General features: G+C 51.2%; 17 protein-coding genes and 2 riboswitches. Of the genes, 4 read left to right on the forward strand and 13 right to left on the reverse strand.

Going from position 1 to position 17850, the window contains the following annotated elements:
* Positions 1 to 45: 45 nt before the first annotated feature.
* A riboswitch (SAM riboswitch) is annotated at positions 46 to 155 on the reverse strand.
* Between the two features lie 201 nt (positions 156 to 356).
* A riboswitch (SAM riboswitch) is annotated at positions 357 to 465 on the forward strand.
* Positions 466 to 710: 245 nt separating this feature from the next.
* The 3 genes from NK662_RS01030 to NK662_RS01040 all read left to right on the forward strand — a co-directional run bounded on the left by NK662_RS01030 (position 711) and on the right by NK662_RS01040 (position 3613).
* Entirely contained in the window at positions 711 to 1823 is a 1113-nt protein-coding gene (locus tag NK662_RS01030; RefSeq protein ID WP_254756467.1) for a methionine biosynthesis PLP-dependent protein, read from the forward strand.
* The gene (gene metC / locus NK662_RS01035; protein WP_254756469.1) at positions 1820 to 2992 is read left to right on the forward strand and encodes a cystathionine beta-lyase; all 1173 of its coding nucleotides are present in this window, start codon (positions 1820 to 1822) and stop codon (positions 2990 to 2992) included. The genes NK662_RS01030 and metC overlap by 4 nt, the downstream gene beginning before the upstream one ends.
* A gap of 330 nt (positions 2993 to 3322) precedes the next feature.
* Complete coding sequence (locus NK662_RS01040; protein ID WP_254756471.1) at positions 3323 to 3613, forward strand: ArsR/SmtB family transcription factor; 291 nt, start codon at positions 3323 to 3325, stop codon at positions 3611 to 3613.
* 164 nt (positions 3614 to 3777) lie between these two features.
* On the opposite strand, the gene NK662_RS01045 is transcribed toward NK662_RS01040, so the two are convergent.
* A complete protein-coding gene (locus tag NK662_RS01045; protein WP_254756473.1) occupies positions 3778 to 4896 on the reverse strand; it encodes a class I SAM-dependent methyltransferase in 1119 nt (372 codons plus the stop codon).
* A 9-nt stretch (positions 4897 to 4905) separates the two neighbouring features.
* Positions 4906 to 5535: an MBL fold metallo-hydrolase gene (locus NK662_RS01050; RefSeq protein ID WP_254756475.1), complete on the reverse strand. Its 630-nt coding sequence runs from the start codon at positions 5533 to 5535 to the stop codon at positions 4906 to 4908.
* A 192-nt stretch (positions 5536 to 5727) separates the two neighbouring features.
* On the opposite strand from NK662_RS01050, the gene NK662_RS01055 reads away from it, so the two are divergent.
* Positions 5728 to 5901, forward strand: coding sequence for a DUF2759 domain-containing protein (locus NK662_RS01055; protein WP_254756477.1), 174 nt, complete (start codon positions 5728 to 5730; stop codon positions 5899 to 5901).
* Between the two features lie 57 nt (positions 5902 to 5958).
* Here the strand turns inward: NK662_RS01055 and NK662_RS01060 are convergent, their stop codons facing one another.
* The 11 genes from NK662_RS01060 to pstB all read right to left on the reverse strand — a co-directional run bounded on the left by NK662_RS01060 (position 5959) and on the right by pstB (position 17828).
* The gene (locus tag NK662_RS01060; protein WP_254756479.1) at positions 5959 to 7863 is read right to left on the reverse strand and encodes an LTA synthase family protein; all 1905 of its coding nucleotides are present in this window, start codon (positions 7861 to 7863) and stop codon (positions 5959 to 5961) included.
* A 96-nt stretch (positions 7864 to 7959) separates the two neighbouring features.
* Positions 7960 to 8931, reverse strand: a complete 972-nt coding sequence (locus NK662_RS01065; RefSeq protein WP_254756481.1) for an ROK family glucokinase — start codon at positions 8929 to 8931, stop codon at positions 7960 to 7962.
* A 13-nt stretch (positions 8932 to 8944) separates the two neighbouring features.
* Entirely contained in the window at positions 8945 to 9148 is a 204-nt protein-coding gene (locus tag NK662_RS01070) for a YqgQ family protein (RefSeq protein WP_254756483.1), read from the reverse strand.
* A gap of 111 nt (positions 9149 to 9259) precedes the next feature.
* Positions 9260 to 10528 carry a rhomboid family intramembrane serine protease gene (locus NK662_RS01075; RefSeq protein ID WP_254756485.1) on the reverse strand — a complete coding sequence of 423 codons (1269 nt, stop codon included), beginning with the start codon at positions 10526 to 10528 and terminating at the stop codon, positions 9260 to 9262.
* A gap of 124 nt (positions 10529 to 10652) precedes the next feature.
* Positions 10653 to 11597 (reverse strand): L-lactate dehydrogenase, encoded by a 945-nt coding sequence (locus NK662_RS01080; RefSeq protein ID WP_254756487.1) that lies wholly within the window; start codon positions 11595 to 11597, stop codon positions 10653 to 10655.
* A 76-nt stretch (positions 11598 to 11673) separates the two neighbouring features.
* Positions 11674 to 12225 carry a 5-formyltetrahydrofolate cyclo-ligase gene (locus tag NK662_RS01085; protein ID WP_254756489.1) on the reverse strand — a complete coding sequence of 184 codons (552 nt, stop codon included), beginning with the start codon at positions 12223 to 12225 and terminating at the stop codon, positions 11674 to 11676.
* 104 nt (positions 12226 to 12329) lie between these two features.
* Positions 12330 to 12479 (reverse strand): 50S ribosomal protein L33, encoded by a 150-nt coding sequence (rpmG, locus tag NK662_RS01090; protein WP_129727240.1) that lies wholly within the window; start codon positions 12477 to 12479, stop codon positions 12330 to 12332.
* Positions 12480 to 12549: 70 nt separating this feature from the next.
* Positions 12550 to 14904 carry a sugar phosphate nucleotidyltransferase gene (locus NK662_RS01095; RefSeq protein ID WP_254756491.1) on the reverse strand — a complete coding sequence of 785 codons (2355 nt, stop codon included), beginning with the start codon at positions 14902 to 14904 and terminating at the stop codon, positions 12550 to 12552.
* A gap of 5 nt (positions 14905 to 14909) precedes the next feature.
* Complete coding sequence (locus NK662_RS01100) at positions 14910 to 16088, reverse strand: glycosyltransferase family 4 protein (protein WP_254757396.1); 1179 nt, start codon at positions 16086 to 16088, stop codon at positions 14910 to 14912.
* A gap of 245 nt (positions 16089 to 16333) precedes the next feature.
* Positions 16334 to 16990 (reverse strand): phosphate signaling complex protein PhoU, encoded by a 657-nt coding sequence (gene phoU, locus NK662_RS01105; protein ID WP_254756493.1) that lies wholly within the window; start codon positions 16988 to 16990, stop codon positions 16334 to 16336.
* Between the two features lie 19 nt (positions 16991 to 17009).
* Entirely contained in the window at positions 17010 to 17828 is an 819-nt protein-coding gene (gene pstB, locus NK662_RS01110) for a phosphate ABC transporter ATP-binding protein PstB (protein ID WP_254756495.1), read from the reverse strand.
* Positions 17829 to 17850 lie beyond the last annotated feature (22 nt).

A 17850-nucleotide genomic window follows, 5' to 3' on the forward strand; every position in this document is an offset into this window, starting at 1 on the left:
AAAAGCCCTCCTCTTGAACGACAAAGAGGAGGGCTTTTGTTCCGCCTCTTATCATGCAAAACATCATGTTCCGCAGGTATTAGCACCGTTTCAGATCATCATCTGAAGGTTGCCGGGCTTCATAGGGCCTTTCCCTCTGCCGCTCTCGATAAGAGTATATATATCCGTAACGTGCGCCTTATTCCGGGTGCACCGATATGGTATGCATAATTTCTCCTTACTTTAGCATGCAGACATAGCACCGTCAATACAATTCATAAAAAATAAAGTATGTTATAAATATTCAAAATTCTTGTTGCAACCTATCATATTTTGGTATAAATTATTTAACAGCAGTGACAATTTGATATGCAGGATTCTTATCCAGAGAGGCAGAGGGACTGGCCCGTTGATGCTTCAGCAACCATTAACAGCTGTTAATAAGGTGCTAACTCCAGCAAATTCATTGAATTTGAGAGATAAGAAGAGGACATTTGTACGCAAAAGCCTTCTTCTATAGAAGGCTTTTTTTTGTGAAAAAGGATGGAAAGCCTTTCCTGTCCGGCCGGTTTGAAGACAATCTGAATTGCCTGTTATCCCGTTGGTTTTATAGCAGCGGCTGCAGGCGTATGCACTTTCAAACCATCAGCCTCTCATCCCCTTATCGTTTGCTTATCAAACCTATGCAGCATAGAAGCACAAAGCTTTATTAATCTGAAGGAGGAATCAGCTTGTACACATTGGAGACAAAGCTAGCGCAAATTGGAAACAGAAGTGAAACAGCTACAGGGACAGTGAATCCGCCGTTATATTTCTCCACAGCTTATCGGCATGAGGGAATTGGCCAGTCTACAGGCTATGACTATATCCGCACGGGCAACCCGACGCGAAAGCTGCTGGAGCAGGCTATTGCTGATCTGGAATGCGGCGACCAAGGCTATGCCTGCAGCTCCGGCATGGCAGCCATACAGCTCGTGCTTTCCCTGTTCTGCTCCGGCGACGAAATTCTCGCCTCGGAGGATTTGTACGGCGGCTCATACCGCTTATTCGGAGAGTTTGAAGCAAAATGGGGGCTTCAATGCCGCTATGTGGACATGGCGGACAGCGATGCCGTGCGTGCGGCAATCACCCCGCAGACAAAAGCGCTGTTTGTGGAAACGCCGACCAATCCGCTGATGCAGGTGACAGATATTTCGGAAGTTGCAGCCATTGCGAAGGAGCACGGCATTCTGCTGATTGTTGACAACACCTTCTATACACCTGTCCTGCAGCAGCCGCTGCTGCTCGGAGCTGACATTGTGCTGCACAGCGCGACGAAATATCTGGGCGGACACAACGATGTGCTGGCCGGTCTCGTGGCAGCAAAGGGCGAGGCTGTCTGTCAAGCGCTCTTCCACTACCATAATGCAGCCGGCGCCGTCTTAAGCCCGTTTGATTCATGGCTTGTGATGCGCGGCATGAAGACGCTGGCGCTGCGTATGCGCCAGCACGAAGCCAATGCCAAGGCAGTTGCCGAGTTTTTGCGCCAGGCAGACGGCATTACAGATGTTTTCTATCCTGGAAATGGCGGCATGCTTTCCTTCCGGGTGCACGATGAAACATGGGTAAATCCGCTGCTTCAGTCCCTTAAGCTGATTACCTTCGCTGAAAGCCTTGGCGGCATTGAGAGCCTCATGACCTATCCAGCGACACAAACACATGCCGACATTCCGGAAGAAATCCGGACAGCACGCGGCGTTTGTAACCGCCTGCTCCGCTTCTCTGTCGGCATTGAAAATGCAAATGACCTCATTCAAGACTTGCAGCAAGCACTTGCGGCTGTACGGGAAGAGGTGCGGGCATGAGCGAATACAGCCTGGAAACACTGCTTTTCCATAACAATCATAAATACGATCCCTACACAGGAGCGGTCGGCGTGCCAATCTATAATGCCTCCACCTTCCATCAGCAGGATGTGGACCAGTTCGGCAAGTATGATTACAGCCGCTCCGGCAATCCGACGCGTGAAGCGTTGGAAGAAGCCATCGCAGTGCTCGAAGGAGGCGTACGCGGGTTTGCGTTCGCCTCCGGCATGGCTGCCATTTCCACCGCCTTCCTGATGCTGTCACAGGGTGACCACGTCGTCATTACAGAGGATGTGTACGGAGGCACATACCGTGTTGTAACGGAAGTGCTCTCCCGCTACGGCATTGAGCACACCTTTGTTGATATGACAGACCTCGAAGCAGTGGAACAGGCTGTACAGCCAAACACGAAGGTGTTCTACGTGGAAACGCCCTCCAACCCCTTGTTAAAGGTTACGGACATCGGGGCTGTCAGCCGCATCGCCAAGCGCCATGGCGCGCTTACCTTTGTAGACAACACCTTCCTGACGCCTCTTTCGCAAAAGCCGCTGCAGCTTGGCGCCGATGTTGTGCTGCACAGCGCGACGAAGTTTATCGCCGGACACAGCGATGTTACAGCGGGTCTGGCCGTGGCAAAGGATGAAGTGCTTGCCAAGCGCCTTGGCTTCCTGCAAAACGCCTTTGGCGCCATTCTGAGCCCGCAGGATTCCTGGCTGGTGCTCCGCGGCCTGAAAACCCTGCATGTGCGCCTGCAGCAGTCTGTCAGCGGTGCCATGAAGATCGCTTCCTTCCTGCAGACGCATCCGCGCGTGAAACGGGTCCACTATCCAGGACTGGCCGGCCATCCCGGCTTCCTTCTGCAGCAGCAGCAGGCTGCCGATGCGGGTGCTGTTCTATCCTTTGAACTGGAAAACGAAGAAGCCATGCGGCAGTTTTTGGCACATGTACAGCTCCCTGTATTTGCAGTCAGTCTGGGTGCAGTGGAGTCGATTCTCTCTTATCCTGCAAAAATGTCACATGCCGCCATGGGCGCGGCAGAACGTGAGAAGCGCGGCATTTCGGCCTCCCTGCTTCGTCTATCGGTCGGCTTGGAGAAGCATGAAGACCTTCAGGCTGATTTCCAGACTGCACTGGACAGGATTACAACGGCACAACCAGATTTCGTGTAAGGTGAAAGGACGGCCAAGCCGTCCTTTTTCTCTTGCTCAAAATACTTGTTCAATAGTTGAACATTTTTATATAAGCTGATACAATACTTGAACAATCTTCTCCTGTTTTCCCCCTCTATACTCCCTATTTATACCCTTTCTTGATTTTCAGCGAAATTTGCTCATTTTCATCCCTTTTTCTCATATGCTTTATAAAACATTTACAACTCCGTCTCTTTTCTTACAATCTCTTTACTTTTGGACAATTTTTCGGTAAAACATATTCTATTTATCCTAAAATTTTGTTATGTATATTATGTGCTTATTGCAGCACGTACGGAGGTGGAGAAAATGTTGGAAATGTTTCAAGAAGAATTGGAGATTTATGAAGGCAACGCCGAACTGCTGAAGGTTCTAGCCCATCCTGTGCGTTTGTGCATCGTGAAAGGCTTAATTGAAAGAGGCGCAAGCAATGTATCCACGATGTATACAAACTTGAATATGCCGCAGTCAACCATTTCACAGCATTTGGCCAAGCTGAAGAGTGCAAGAATTGTAACAAGCGAGAGAAAAGGGCTGGAGATTTATTATAATGTAGAGAATGAGAAGGTCATCCAGCTGATTCAGGTACTGTTCCAATAGAATAGTACAGACTGTTAGGGGAACGGTAAGCAACATTCACTTTGTGTCAAAGAGATGTTGCTTTCTCAATCTCCTAAAAATCTTTTAACCCTTATATAAAGATACATATTCTATCTTTATTTAAAATGGCTGCCTTGGCGTAAGGCAGCCATTTCTTTCTGTTATTACACCGGCAAAAAGGAGAGGTCAAAATATGTCTCCACTTTCAAATCCAATCCTTTCTGCTGCAGCAGCACCTCGAAGCTGTCGCTCATGCCCCCATCCATAATCATGGCGCGCACAGCCCGGTTTTGCCGGCTTTTTTCCGAGAACGGATTGGGGTCATGATGCTCGACAAGCTGCTCCAAAATGCCGGATGCGAGCAGAAAATGACGCTGCTTCAGCTGCAGAACAGACTGCAAACCGCCTTCTTCGCCTGCCGCCTGCAGATCATCCCAGTGCACATGGGCCGTCAAATCCATGTCCCCGGGATGGGCCAGCGGATTGTGCACAAGCGTATGGCGGTAATAGCCGCGCAGACTGCCGTCCCGATGAACCGGCTGCCGCCATTCTTCTGCCGTATACCCATAATCCACCGTAATGAGCAGGCCGCGCTCCAGAAGGGAGCCCAATTGCCGCATATATGCATTTGCGGCAAGCGGCACCTCATAGCGCTGCCCCTCAGCCAGCTGTAAGCCTGTCTGCTTCAAATACGCCTCGACGGCGGCATTTTGAAGCGGCCGCTGCACCTCGATAAGGGTGTCATCCACATGCGAAACATGGATCTCATATACCATCCCGCCGCGCATTTCAATGACCTCAACAGGAAGGGCATCAAACAGTTCATTAGAGAAAATCAATCCTGTAAACGGCACAGGCACCTCCGAAAAATCCTGATACTGTGATACACATACGAATTCCGCAAGGCGCTCCTGCTGCAGCTTACGATGATAGGGGCTTGTCTCCACCATTACATACTGCAGACCGGCAAAGGTATGCGGCGAACGGCTCCGCCACTCCTGCAGCAGCTGCCGGGCAAATGCGCCGGTGCCGCCGCCGATTTCACAAACGGCAGCCGGCACGATGCCATCCTCCACAAGGCGGATGAACAACCGGGCAAACTGCCGGGCGAAAGCGGCTGACACTGTACTGCTTGTCAGAAAATCCCCCTCGCGCCCGACCTTCTCCCGTTCCTTCATGTAGTAGCCCTGCTCAGGGTGATACAGGACTGTATTCATATATACACTGTACGGAATCGACTTTGTTTCACTCTCATCAATGAGTCTGCAAATCAGCTGCTTCATAGGAACCTCCTATGTTAAAAACGGATTTTTCGCTTTTTCAAAGCCGATGGTTGTTTCTGGTCCATGGCCGCACAGCACAACTGTCTCTTCCGGCAAGGTAAACAGCTTTTCTTCAATACTGCCGATGAGCTCCGGGAAGCTTCCGCCCGGCAGGTCCGTACGGCCAATGCTCATTTGAAACAGCGCGTCACCCGACACAACCAGCCCTGCTTCCGCCATATAATAGGACACACTTCCAGGCGAATGGCCCGGTGTCTCGCGCACCTCCAGAGAGAACGGGCCAATTTTCAGATTGGCTTTGCCCGTAATCAGTTCATCTGCCGGTCCAGCCGTAACAGCCCGGTTCATCATAAACAGCGCGGAGCCATTCAGAGACGGATCTGCCAGCCACTCTGCTTCTTCCTCATGAAGATACACGGGAATATGGTAAGCCTCCCGCACAGCGTCCACCGCTCCAATATGATCAAAGTGGGCATGTGTCAGCAGCACCGCCAGCGGCTGCAAGCCCTCCTGCCGCAAATAGCCGAGCAGCTTTTCCCCCTCATGGCCAGGGTCAAAAATCAGACATTCCTTCTCTTCATTCCTGATGACATACGCATTTGTTTGCAGCGGCCCCAACGGCAATTGCACCCATTTCATATTCTTTTCCTCCATTCTGCATGCGCAAAAAAATTCCATATCTTGCTTAATACTATACCATTTTTCAGCTTGAGAAAAGCGGAGCATTCCCTCTTCTTTGTACCTCGACAATTTTTGGGAAACCATGTACAATGGGAAAAGAGGAAATATTTTAAAAACTGTCTACACTGGGAGAAACAAAGGGGGATTCATATGGGTCTTGTCATCATCTTTGCACTTGTTGCTTTGCTGGGAGCCTATGCAACATTGCGGACCTTGAAGGAAAAGAACATGCTTGGTCTTGTTTTCTCATTCCTGACATTTGCGATTTTCGGCTGGTTTTCAGTTATGACTGTACTGAACAGCGGCTACCCGCCTGCGCATTAAGCTGCATCCATCGCTTACAAGAAAGGGCAGTCCGATCCATATTCGGACTGCCCTTTCTCATTTCACCCTTCGCTCATGAAACTGTGTTTGATTCTCCTTGCGTTTCCATTCGTTTCCCGCCAAGAAGCGAAGCAAATCTCCGTATACAATCCGGTCTGAATACGCCAGTTCTTTCTTTGCCCGTGCCAAGTACGGCCGGCAAGCAGCATGGCGCACCGGCTGCTCTGTCCGCTTATCATAGCATGTACCGGCTGTGTATAAATATTGGCTGGTAATGAAGCTGCCATCCCGCAGCACCGTCAGCGGCTTCTCCTCCTTGGCAAACAAATTCCGCCCAAAATGCAAATCTGCCTTTGGCACAATCCCAAGCACATGCAGCAAGGTCGGCTTTACATCCACCTGGCCGGCAACAGCTGTGACTTCTTTTCCTTTATGTCCCGGAATATGGACGAAAAACGGGACACGCTGGAGCTGCAAAGCGTCAAATGGACGGATTTCCGGCTTTTGCAAATAAGAGGCGACTACTTGATAGTGGTTGGCGGATATCCCATAATGGTCGCCATAAAAAACCAGGACGCTGTTTTCATACAAGCCTGCATCCTTCAGCTCTTCCACAAATGAACGAAGCGCTTCATCCATATACCTGACTGTCTGCATATACCGACTGAAAATTCTGTCTGTTGAAGCATACTCGGGCAACAGCTGATCCTGCTTGGGCAGCTCAAACGGAAAATGATTGCTCAGCGTAATGAGCTTGGCATAAAACGGCTGCGGGAGAGATTGCAAATGCCGGATGGACTGCTGAAAGAACTCACGGTCCTTCAGCCCCCACCCTGCAGACGTCTCCGGGGTGATCTGATAATCTGCATCATGAAAGTAGCGGTTAAAGCCCAAAGAAGGATACATATAATCCCTGTTCCAAAAGCTTTTTTGATTGGCATGCAGGACTGCCGTGTAATAGCCATGCCGCTGCAGGATTTCGGGCGCCGCGACATACTCATTGCCGGCATGGGTGAAAAATACGGATCCGCGGTCAAGCGGATATAAAGAGGTTTCAATTAAAAACTCTGCATCCGACGTTTTCCCCTGGCCTGTCTGCTGATACATATTGGAGAAATAGTAGCTGTTCTTCGCCCACTGATTCAGAAAGGGCGTAACCGGCTCTTCTTGCACTGTTTTGCCAAGCACAAAGCTTTGCAGGGATTCCATGGACACAAGAATGACATTCCGCCCTCTGGCTGCCCCGAACATGTTTGTATCCGGCTGCACCCTGCGGCTGGCCGTGTAGCTCTGGATTTCGCTCAGCTTGCTGCCGTCAGCCAGGGCCCGCTGCGCGGAGGAGCGTGACTGCAGCAAGGCATCATATGCATGGTAGTGGAACAAACCGATATTCTTTACCAGCATCTCTCTGTCAAAGGAACGCGTCAGCAGCTGCGGCCGTTCACTCTCAGCTATTGCCAGGTTCACTGCAAACAAGAGTGCCGCTGCCAGAAAGTAACAGGCCTTTTCTCCTCCCGATAACAGCAGGCTGTCCTCTCCCTTCCGGCGCCGCCATACAAAAAGCAGCAGCACAATATCCAAAAACAGCAGCACGATGTATGGATGCAGAAGAGAACGGATGCTGGACATAAGGTCTCCCATGTTACTCTTTTGAAATAACACGGGAATGGTTAAAAAGTCATCAAAAAATCCATAAAAAATCACATTGGCAAACAATACAAGGGTCAAAATGGAGCTTAAGATGATCACCCACTGCGCCCGGGCAGAGCGCCACAGCAATGCCAGGCCGAGAAAAAGCAAAATAGAGCTGAGCGGGCCAAACAACAGCAGAAGCTCCTGCGTGCCATTTTCAATTTTAAAGCGAAAGAAGATTTTACAAATAATGTATGTTTTGACCCAAAGCAACAGTGCTGCCAGCAGCAGAAACCGAAGCTTCCGAAAGGTCGATAACAACGGCGCCACACGCCAGCCCCCCTTTTTTCCATGGGAAAGCTGCCGAAGACGGGCAGCCCCCAAAATAAAAAGCCCACAATTCTGCAGGCTTTTTTGCTGTTGCTTTTATTGATTCCCAATTTTTGTTTTCACTAACCATGCACCGCCGATTACACCGGCATCGTTGCCAAGGGTTGCAATGGCAAGCTTCGTGCTTTTTGCCACCCGCGGAAAAGTGAACTTCTCGAAGTATGGCTGGACGCCTGCAAGAAGAATATCACCGGCCTTAGAAACACCGCCGCCAAGAACGATCTTTTCCGGGTTCAGCGTGCTTCCAATATTCGCAATGGCCAACCCTAAATAGAAGGACAGCTTGTCAACCACACGGGCCGCCAAGGCATCGCCTGCGCGCGCAGCATCAAACACATGCTTGGCAGTCAATGTGCCGCCATTATAGGCTTCACGTAGCTGGCTTTCCTCACTGTTTGCCCCAAGCTCTTCCCTTGCAAGCCGGACAATGCCGGTCGCGGACGCCACTGTTTCCAAGCAGCCTGTCTTGCCGCAATTACAAGGAGCACCTCCCTCCGGAACGACTGTAATATGGCCGATTTCCCCGCCTGCTCCGCTGATGCCCTGTACAATGTCGCCATTGGCAATGACACCGCCGCCAACACCCGTTCCAAGCGTCACACACACCAAGTCCTTTGCACCGTCGCCGGCTCCCTTCCACATTTCTCCAAGAGCTGCGATATTTGCATCATTATCAACCGCCACCGGCAGACCTGTCTCTATCTCCAGACGGTCCTTAAGCGGGTAGTCCTTCCATCCCAGGTTCACTGCTTCATAGACAACGCCGGTCGCCAGATTGAACGGCCCCGGTGCACCCATGCCTATGCCGGTCAGCTTTGCCTTCCCTTCCCCCAGTTCATCCAGCTTTCGGTCAATTGCTTTGGCAATATCGAGGGTGATGTGCTTCCCCTGCTCGGAGGTGTCGGTCGGAATCTCCCATTTATGCAGAATTTCGCCGTACATATTAATGAACGCCAGTTTAATTGTTGTGCCGCCGAGGTCAACGCCTACAAGCCATTTGTCTTCCATGCTTCATCCACCCTCACTTTATTTTTTCCATTTGCCGCTGGATTTCCTGCCGCAGAATGAACAGTGCCATCTCATAATCCTTCTGCTCCACCAGCTGTGATTGATGCAGCTCGCGCAGCTCCTCTTCCATCAGCTGCAGGTCAGCCAGCCTGTCTCCTGTGTAAATGATTGTGCCATACCGCTTCAGCAGCTGCTGCACATCATATATGGATGTCATCGCTTCACCCTCTATTCCGCTATGTAAATGGCGGGATTTTAAGAAAACGTTCCCATTCTTATTATAAAAAGAACGGAAAGATGCGTCAATTTGCCTTTCCGTTCTTTGCACCTATTCCATATGCCACATTTCCTGAAGGGGCTTCTCATAAACATAGCTGCGCCCCCCGGGCATTTGGATGCCTGCCTTTGTCACCGGCACCTGCGGGTCTTTCCCCCGGACAGCATATCCGTACCATAGTGCGGCGCCACAGAGCAATACAGCAGCCGCCAGCGCCCCGATCCGCTTTGCCGGCACACCCTTCTGCTGCGGCACATGCACTGCAGCCGCCATGAGAAATCCGCCAAGAAGCCCCCCGATATGTCCGGCATTGTCGATCCCCGGCACAACGAAGCCAAACAGCAGATTGATGCCGATCAGAGTAAGGATGCTTTGCATGACGGAACGCGGAAAAACAGCGGAATGGATGCGGACCACGTACAGCAGGGCGGAAAAGCAGCCGAAAATGGCGCCCGATGCTCCGGCTGATATGCTGTCCGAAAACACAAAGCTGAGCACACTTCCCGCCGCCCCCGCAAAAAGATAGATAACCAAAAAGCGGAGATTGCCGATTACGCGCTCCAGCTGGCTGCCGATATAGTACAACGCCAGCGTATTCATCAGCAAATGCAGCAGCCCTATATGCAGAACCATCGGCGTAAAGAAGCGCCACCATTCCCCCTGCAGAATTAAGGCGTTGGATTTGGCGCCAAACGCCAAAAGAGTGCTGATATTTTGGCTCCCGCCGAACAGTTCCAGCAGGGCAAACATCACGAGCTGCAAGGCAATCAAGCTTTTTGTGACAAGCGGACGGGCATACTGCAGAACGTCCTCCCTTTTCTTTTGCTGCTGCTTCATCACATAAGCCAGACGATAACGCAGCACTTCCGGTTCCTCCAGACATAAGGCGGCAAGCGTTCGCTGTTCCTCCACATCCAACTGCAGCGCATCCCGGAAAAATTCCAGCTGCTCTTTCTCATTCCGTTCTGTCAAAAAAACGGTGGACACCGGCAGGCGCTGCCCGATTTCCTCCGCCACACCGTACCAGTCGTCCAAGGGCTCCCATTGTGATACATACACATTATAAATATGGGCGCCCTTCCCAAACCCCTGCTTGCTCAGCTGCTTGGCAGCCGGATACATCCCGATCATATCCTCGCGCAGCCAGCGGCTCCAATCCACATCATGCCGCTTCAGCCGCAGCAGCCGCCGGCCGCCCGGCCCGCTGCCTTCAAGCCAAGCCTCCTGATCCTCCGTCGAGTAATGCAGCAGCTCGTATTTACGCAGTGAAACGAGCAAATAGAGCAACGCCCAGTATAAGGAATCCTGTGTACCTCGCAAGACCTCTCCCCCGCTTTCTTGACTTCTCTCTTTATTATATAGCCTATGCGCCCGGCCTGCGAGGTTCCCGGCCCGGAATGAAAAAAGCGTCCGGGAGATCCAGCTCCCCGACGCGTGCTCCAGCTTACAAGATCGGCTTCATCGTCCTTTTCAGCACGTCCACGGAATTGGCGAACTGCTGTTTTTCTTCATCAGTCAGCTTCAGCTCCAGCACTTCCCGGATGCCGCCCCGGTTGACGACCGCCGGAACACCAATATACATATCACTCTCGCCATACTGCCCTTCGAGATAGGAAGCGACTGTCAAAATGCTGTTTTGGTTCGCCAGAATCGCTTTGACGAGACGAACCAGACTCATCCCGATCCCATAATAGGTGGCGCCCTTCCGTTCGATGATGTGATATGCTGCATCGCGCACATTTACAAAAATCTCATCGAGTGCCTCCTGCTTGTACTCAGCGTGTGTGCTCATAAACTCCTGCAGCGTTTGCGTGCCAATTCGGGCATGGCTCCATACCGGCAGCTCCGTATCTCCATGCTCGCCAATAATATAAGCATGCACATTGCGCGGATCCACATTCAGGTATCTGCCCAGCATATAGCGGAAGCGGGCTGTATCCAAAATGGTACCGGAGCCGATGACACGCTCCTTCGGCAGCCCGGAATATTTCCAGGTCACATAGGTGAGGATATCGACCGGGTTTGTTGCAATGATGAAAATGCCGTTAAAGCCGCTTGCCATGATTTGTTCCACAATATTTTTAAAGATGGCTGCATTCTTCTCCACCAAATCGAGGCGCGTTTCACCCGGTTTTTGGGCAGCGCCCGCCGTGATTACCACAATGTCCGCATCTCCACAGTCTGCATATGTGCCGCTCCAAATTTTCATGGGAGACGGCGCGAACGGGATGCCATGATTCAAATCCATCGCTTCCCCTTCGGCCTTGCTTGTATTCACATCAATTAAAACGAGCTCTTCTACAAAAGACTGGTTCAAAAGCGCATACGCGAAGCTGCAGCCTACCGCGCCAGTGCCCACGAGCACTACACGGTTTACATCATTGCCCATATTGGTCACCCCTTATTTTATCGTTCCATATATGCGTGTACTTCGGTAGTATTTGTAGAATCAAACAGGCCATACGCTATTGCTCTGTCAGGACAAGGTCCACACTCTGGTCATGCGGTTCTGTCGGCACCGCCGGCATAAGCTGGGCGGAGAAGGCCAACGCCGCGGTTATCCCCTGGTACTCAGCCAGAAAGCGATCATAATAGCCGCCGCCATATCCAAGCCGGCCCCCCGTTTTTGTAAAGGCCACACCGGGCACAATCAGCAAATCCAGCTCAGCCGGATCCACCGCTTCGGTAACAGACGGAATGGGCTCACGCAAGTTCATGTAGACAATCTCAAGCTGCGACAAATCCCTGATGCTTCGGAATGTCATGGTTCTTGTTCTTCGGTCACATTTCGGCACAGCCACCCGTTTTCCCTCTTTCCAGGCTGTCCGGATGATTTCGTATGTATCCACTTCTTGATCAATGGAGATGGTAATCCCAATTGTCCGCGCCTGCTTCCAGGCCTCTGTCTCATACAGCTTGGCAGCAATGCGCCGTGATCCGGCGTCGCGTGCCTCCTTTGACAAAGCAGCCAAACGTGCCGCGATTTCTTCTCTCATCCGCTTCTTCTCATTCATCATCCCATCCCCTTTCCAGCTGTCCTTCACCCGCATACTGCATATGGAAAAATGTACCGCAATTCTTCTTTCAAAGAAAAGAGAAAAGCAGCAGGAAAACCTGCTGCTTACTTTGTTTCACGATGTACAGTCGCTTTTTTGTCGCGGGAGCAATATTTCTTAAGCTCAAGGCGCTCTGGGTTGTTACGCTTGTTTTTCTTAGAGATATAGTTACGCTCGCCGCATTCTGTGCAAGCTAGAGTAATGTTTACGCGCATTCTTATTTCCCTCCAGTCATTTATAGCATAAATCAGACTATACCATGATATCACTTTTCAAATCAAATTTCTACACCTTTTGATATTGTCGAATTTTTTCTGTTAATGTACGAATATTCTCCCTGGCCTTCGCTGCGTGGGAGGACTGTGAATAGATGACCAGCTTGGGCTGGCTCGCATCACATACAATATACGACCATTCTCCTTGATCATGCTGCAGCTTGATGCCATCCAGCAGTTCAAATTGTTCAGGCGGCACGTCAGTAATCAGGCGGCGCATGACTTTTCCCTTCTCTCTCCAAGGGCAGAGCACCTCATCCCGAAGCAGGTGGAACTGGGGGGCGGCGGAGAACAGTGCATGAAATGGAACACTTTTGTCCGCAGTCCGTTCCAGCAGCTTTCCGATTTGGCAAAGTGCATCCCGCGGCGTCTTGCGGTCAGCCAGTGCCGGCTCCTCCACATAATAAATGGTGTAGCTCGTGCCCTGGCGGAAGCAAAGCGGACTCAGGGAAGAAGGTTGCCCAAACAGCACCTCCGGAATATAAATATGCTCATAGTCCATGCTCGTATAGATATTGCCATCCGGGTCATACAGCTCGAAGCTGTCACCTTGCTCGTTGAACATGATGCCGAGGTCCGCCCTGCTTGAGTGGAGCAGGAGGCGCATATGGTCCCGGTTCCCCGCAGCATGCATCCATGTCAAGGAGCAGCCCAGTTGCTGAAAGAAGGACAGCACAGCTGATTGAAACGGCCCGCTCAGCTTGCTGACGAGAAGATGCAGCTTCGCATTGCGGATTTGCTGTACATCCAGTTGCCGCAGCACCGTCCGCACATACTCATCCTCATCCACATCTGTCCTCTTGCTTGAACCGAGACGCGATACTCCCACATGGCGAAAGGTCTCTGAGAGATAGATGCTTTCAATCTCCTTCTCCGTACGGGCTGCGAGAGGCTTCCCCTCTTCGTTATAAAATCGGAGCACGACCTCCTTCTCATTTCTCATATACAAGAATACACCCATCTGCACTTTTTGCTGCGGTATGGCATATCGGAAGCAGGCATCGCTCACCTCCGGACATTCAATGGTATGCACGCCGGCCGCATGCAGACTATTCAGAAACACCTGCTTCAAGAGCTCTGTATAGGCATGGCCGTCATTGCCGATCAACACGGCATCATCCACACAAATGGCCGAGCCATAGGCCGCACCGAAGCCGGCCATCCACTCGGGGGTAATATCCACGTTGGCCTTTCCTTGAATACATCCCTGATGGAACAAAGCGGCCGAAGCTTCCTGCTCGGCAGCCACGGAAGAAGACAGCACTGTATATCCATCCACATACTTGCCCGGCCAGACTTTCACTCTCGCTTTAATGACAGCGTTTTTGCCGATTTGGCAATGCTCTCCAATGACACTCTGTTCAAACAAGGTGGCGCTGTCTTCCACGATGGTGCCGTCCGAAATTGTAGTGCCTGCCAGTTCACAATGCCTCCCGACAAACACTTCATTGCCTAAAATGCTCTTCTTTATACTGGCTCCCTCACTGACCGTGCTGTTTCTTCCCAAAATAGTGTACGGCTCAATCACAGCACCGGCCCTGATTGTTGCCCCGTCCCCAATCAGGGCCGGACCGCGGATTTTGGTGCCTTCTTCAATGGTCACCCTTTCTCCCATCCATACGGAAGGAAGCACCTCGGTGTAGGGGATTGCTGTTTTCACTTGCTTGGCAAGCATATCAAAATGAGCCTGGCGATATTGCGGCAGCGTGCCAATATCCAGCCAGTACCCGTCGCTTAAATACCCGTACACAGGCTGTCTGAGGGAAAGAAGGTGCGGAAACACATCGTGGCTGAAATCACAGCAGGAATTGGGTTCAATGTAGGAGAAAACGTCCGGGTCCATCACATAGATGCCGGTATTGACCGTGTTGGAAACAACCTCGCGCCAGCTGGGCTTCTCAATATACTTGATAATTTGATTGCTTTCATTGATGACAGCAAGACCAAATTGCAGTGGATGGGCCACCTCCTTCAGAAAAATGGTGACAAGGTGGTTTCCGCTTTGATGAAACTGAATTCCTTTTGTTAAATTGAAATCTGTCAGCGCATCTCCGCTGACCACCACAAACGGTTCATCCAAGAAATCCTCCGCCTGCTTCATGCTGCCGGCTGTGCCAAGAGGCGGAGAATCTTCAAAATAATGGAGCCTGACTCCCCAGCGGCTGCCGTCCCCGAAGTAGCTTCGGATGATGGAGCTCATATATTGTACAGTTACCGCAATCTCTTCAATGCCATGCTGCTTCAGCAGATGTATCGTATATTCCATCACCGGCCTGTTCAAAAGCGGCAGCATCGGCTTGGGGAGATTACAGGTAAGCGGGCGTAAGCGCGTGCCTTTTCCCCCTGCCAAAATAACTCCTTTCATGACGTTCAACCCCCGCTTTGATAAGAATGAGAAACTTTCCGGTAGACAAGGATGGTCTGCCGGGCAATGCTGTCCCAGTTGTAATGGTGTTTCACATGCTCATAGCCCTGTTCGGCAGCCTGCGCAGCCAGCCGGGGCTGTTCAATGATTTCGCTGAGCTGCTGCCCGAGGCTCCAGGCATTGCCGGGAACCGTTTTGAAGCCGGTGCGGGCATGCGTCACAATCTCGCCCAGGCCGCCCGTATCAGCAACCACAGTGGGCTTTTTGGCCAGCATCCCCTCCAGGGCCACAATGCCGAACGGCTCATACAAGCTTGGAACGAGGACAATGTCGCTTTGCTGCAGAAAGGCCCGCTGCTCCGCTTCACTGATATAGCCGACAAACCACACCACGTGTCCAAGCTGCCGTTCCCGCACAATCATCCGGTACCGTTCCAGCAGCGGTCCTTTTCCGGCAATGACAAAGACAGCTGCAGGGTGCCGCTGCGCCAACAGCGGCGCCGCTTCAATAATGGTGTAGAACCCCTTTTCATTCACAATGCGCCCGATGGAGAAGATGAGCAGGCGCTGCTGCAGCCCGTATTGCTCCCGTACATTGCGGGCTGTCTGCAGCGTAAAAAATTCCGGATGAATTCCATTTGGAAAGACAGAAATTTTCGAAGGGTCCGCATGGAGAATCTGCTCAATCTCCCTCTTCATGAAGTAGCTGCAGACAATAAGCGAGTCCGCTGCTTTCACAAGCTTCTGCTCCTTCTCATGGATTTCCTGCTGCAGCGCTGTATGAATGCCGTTATTCCGCCCATGCTCCGTTGCATGAATAGTTGCTGTCAGCGGCAAGTGCCATTTCTCCTGCAGATACAGGGCAGCCTTCCAGACAAGCCAATCGTGGGCATGCACCGTATCAAAGCAGATTCCTGCGCACAGCCGGTCTGCGCACTCCATCATGGCATCGTTCAGCCCCTCAATCCAGGCCGAGAAAGGCTCCCGCCCCCCATGACGGCTGCATACACGATGGACATGCACCCCTTCCTTGCATTCATAGCCCTGCGCACCGTCCTCCCCGGCGGTAATGACATGTACTGTATGCCCTTGTGCCGCCACTGCTTTTGAAAGCTCATGCACATGCCTTCCAAGACCGCCGACAAGCGCCGGCGGATATTCCCAAGCCAACAGCAGAATCTGCATCAGACTCACCGCATCTGTCCCTCCTCATCCCGCATCTATATAAAACCTGTAAGCGTTCGCTGAATTATAAAGAAATATTCCAAATATTGTAATTATCATACCACTCCTTTGTTCGGTATACAATGAACCAATTTTGTCTAAATATGAAAACAAACTCATGCATCCGCAAAGGAATCCGGCAAGCAAAAAAGGAGGGCAGTCTTCATGCACCGGCATGCAGATCACCCTCCTCTTATCAGCAGCTGCTATTCATTTAAAAAGTAATGCTTCCCCTTCACCAGATAGAATACACTCTCGGCAATATTTGTGGCATGGTCTGCCGCCCGTTCAATATAGCGGGCGACAAAGGAGAGCTGCATCACGTGGTTGATATCCTCCGGTTTTTCCGGAATGGAGGAGATGAATGCACGTACTGCTTTGCCGTACAATTCATCCACAGTATCATCCATTTCAGCAATTTGTCTGGCAATCCTCACATCTTCCCCTTGATATGCCTCCATTGCCAAGCTCAGCATTTCATCCGCTATCTGGAACATCTGATTCAGGTCCTCCAAAGCCACAGCAGCGCCCTTATCGCCGATCCGAATTGCGGACTTGGCAATATTCACTGCATGATCAGCAACCCGTTCCAAGTCAGACGCCATTTTAATGCTGGCAAAAATCCGACGCAGGTCGCTCGCCACCGGCTGTTGCTTTGTAATGAGCATGAGGGCGAAGTGATTAATCTCCTCCTCCAGATGATCCATGCGATAGTCATTGTCAATCACCCGCAAGGCAACATCAATGTTGCGGCTGCGCAGCCCTTCCATTGCTGTGCGCAGCGCATCCTTCGCCAATGCTCCCAGTTCGAGCGTTTTCTCCTGCAGTTCCTTTAAGTCGTACTGAAATTGTTCACGCACCATTGCTTCCTCCTCTGCAAAATCAACCGAATCGGCCTGTGATGTAATCTTCTGTCCGTTTGTCAGAAGGCATGGTGAACAGACTGTTTGTGTCTGTATACTCGATGACTTCACCGCTCAGGAAGAAGGCTGTTCGATCGGAAATACGGGCTGCCTGCTGCATATTATGCGTTACAATGACAATACTGAAGTCCTTCTTCAGCTCTTGGATCAGCTCTTCCACCTTGGAAGTGGAAATAGGATCCAGCGCTGAGGTTGGTTCATCCATCAGAATGACATCCGGCTCAATTGCCAGGCAGCGGGCGATGCAAAGACGCTGCTGCTGGCCGCCGGACAGCCCGTAGGCACTATCATGCAGACGATCCTTCAGTTCATCCCAAATAGCGGCGCCGCGCAAGCTCTTTTCCACAATCTCGTCCAGCGTCTTCTTATCGCGGATGCCGTGAATCTTCGGACCATAAGCGACATTTTCATAAATGGATTTCGGGAATGGGTTGGGCTTTTGAAATACCATGCCTACATGTGTGCGCAGCTCTTCTTCGCGATAAGCTTTGCTGAAAATGTCGCGTCCGCGGTATTCAATTACACCGCTGGTGCGGACAATCGGCACCAGCTCCACCATCCGGTTCAGTGTCTTCAGATAAGTGGACTTGCCGCAGCCGCTCGGCCCGATGATTGCCGTTACTTCATTTTCATAGATACTGAGATTAATATCCTTTAAGGCATGATCCGCCCCATACCAAAGATTGAGATTTCTCGTATCAAAAACGACCTTTTTCATTGTATCCTGCTTCTTCTGTACTTGGTCCTTCTTCTTGACGTTCACCATTGTTGCTACCATTCGAGATTCCCCCTTCATCCAT

It is taken from the genome of Ectobacillus ponti, from assembly GCF_024294785.1.
GTDB lineage: Bacteria > Bacillota > Bacilli > Bacillales > Bacillaceae_G > Ectobacillus > Ectobacillus ponti.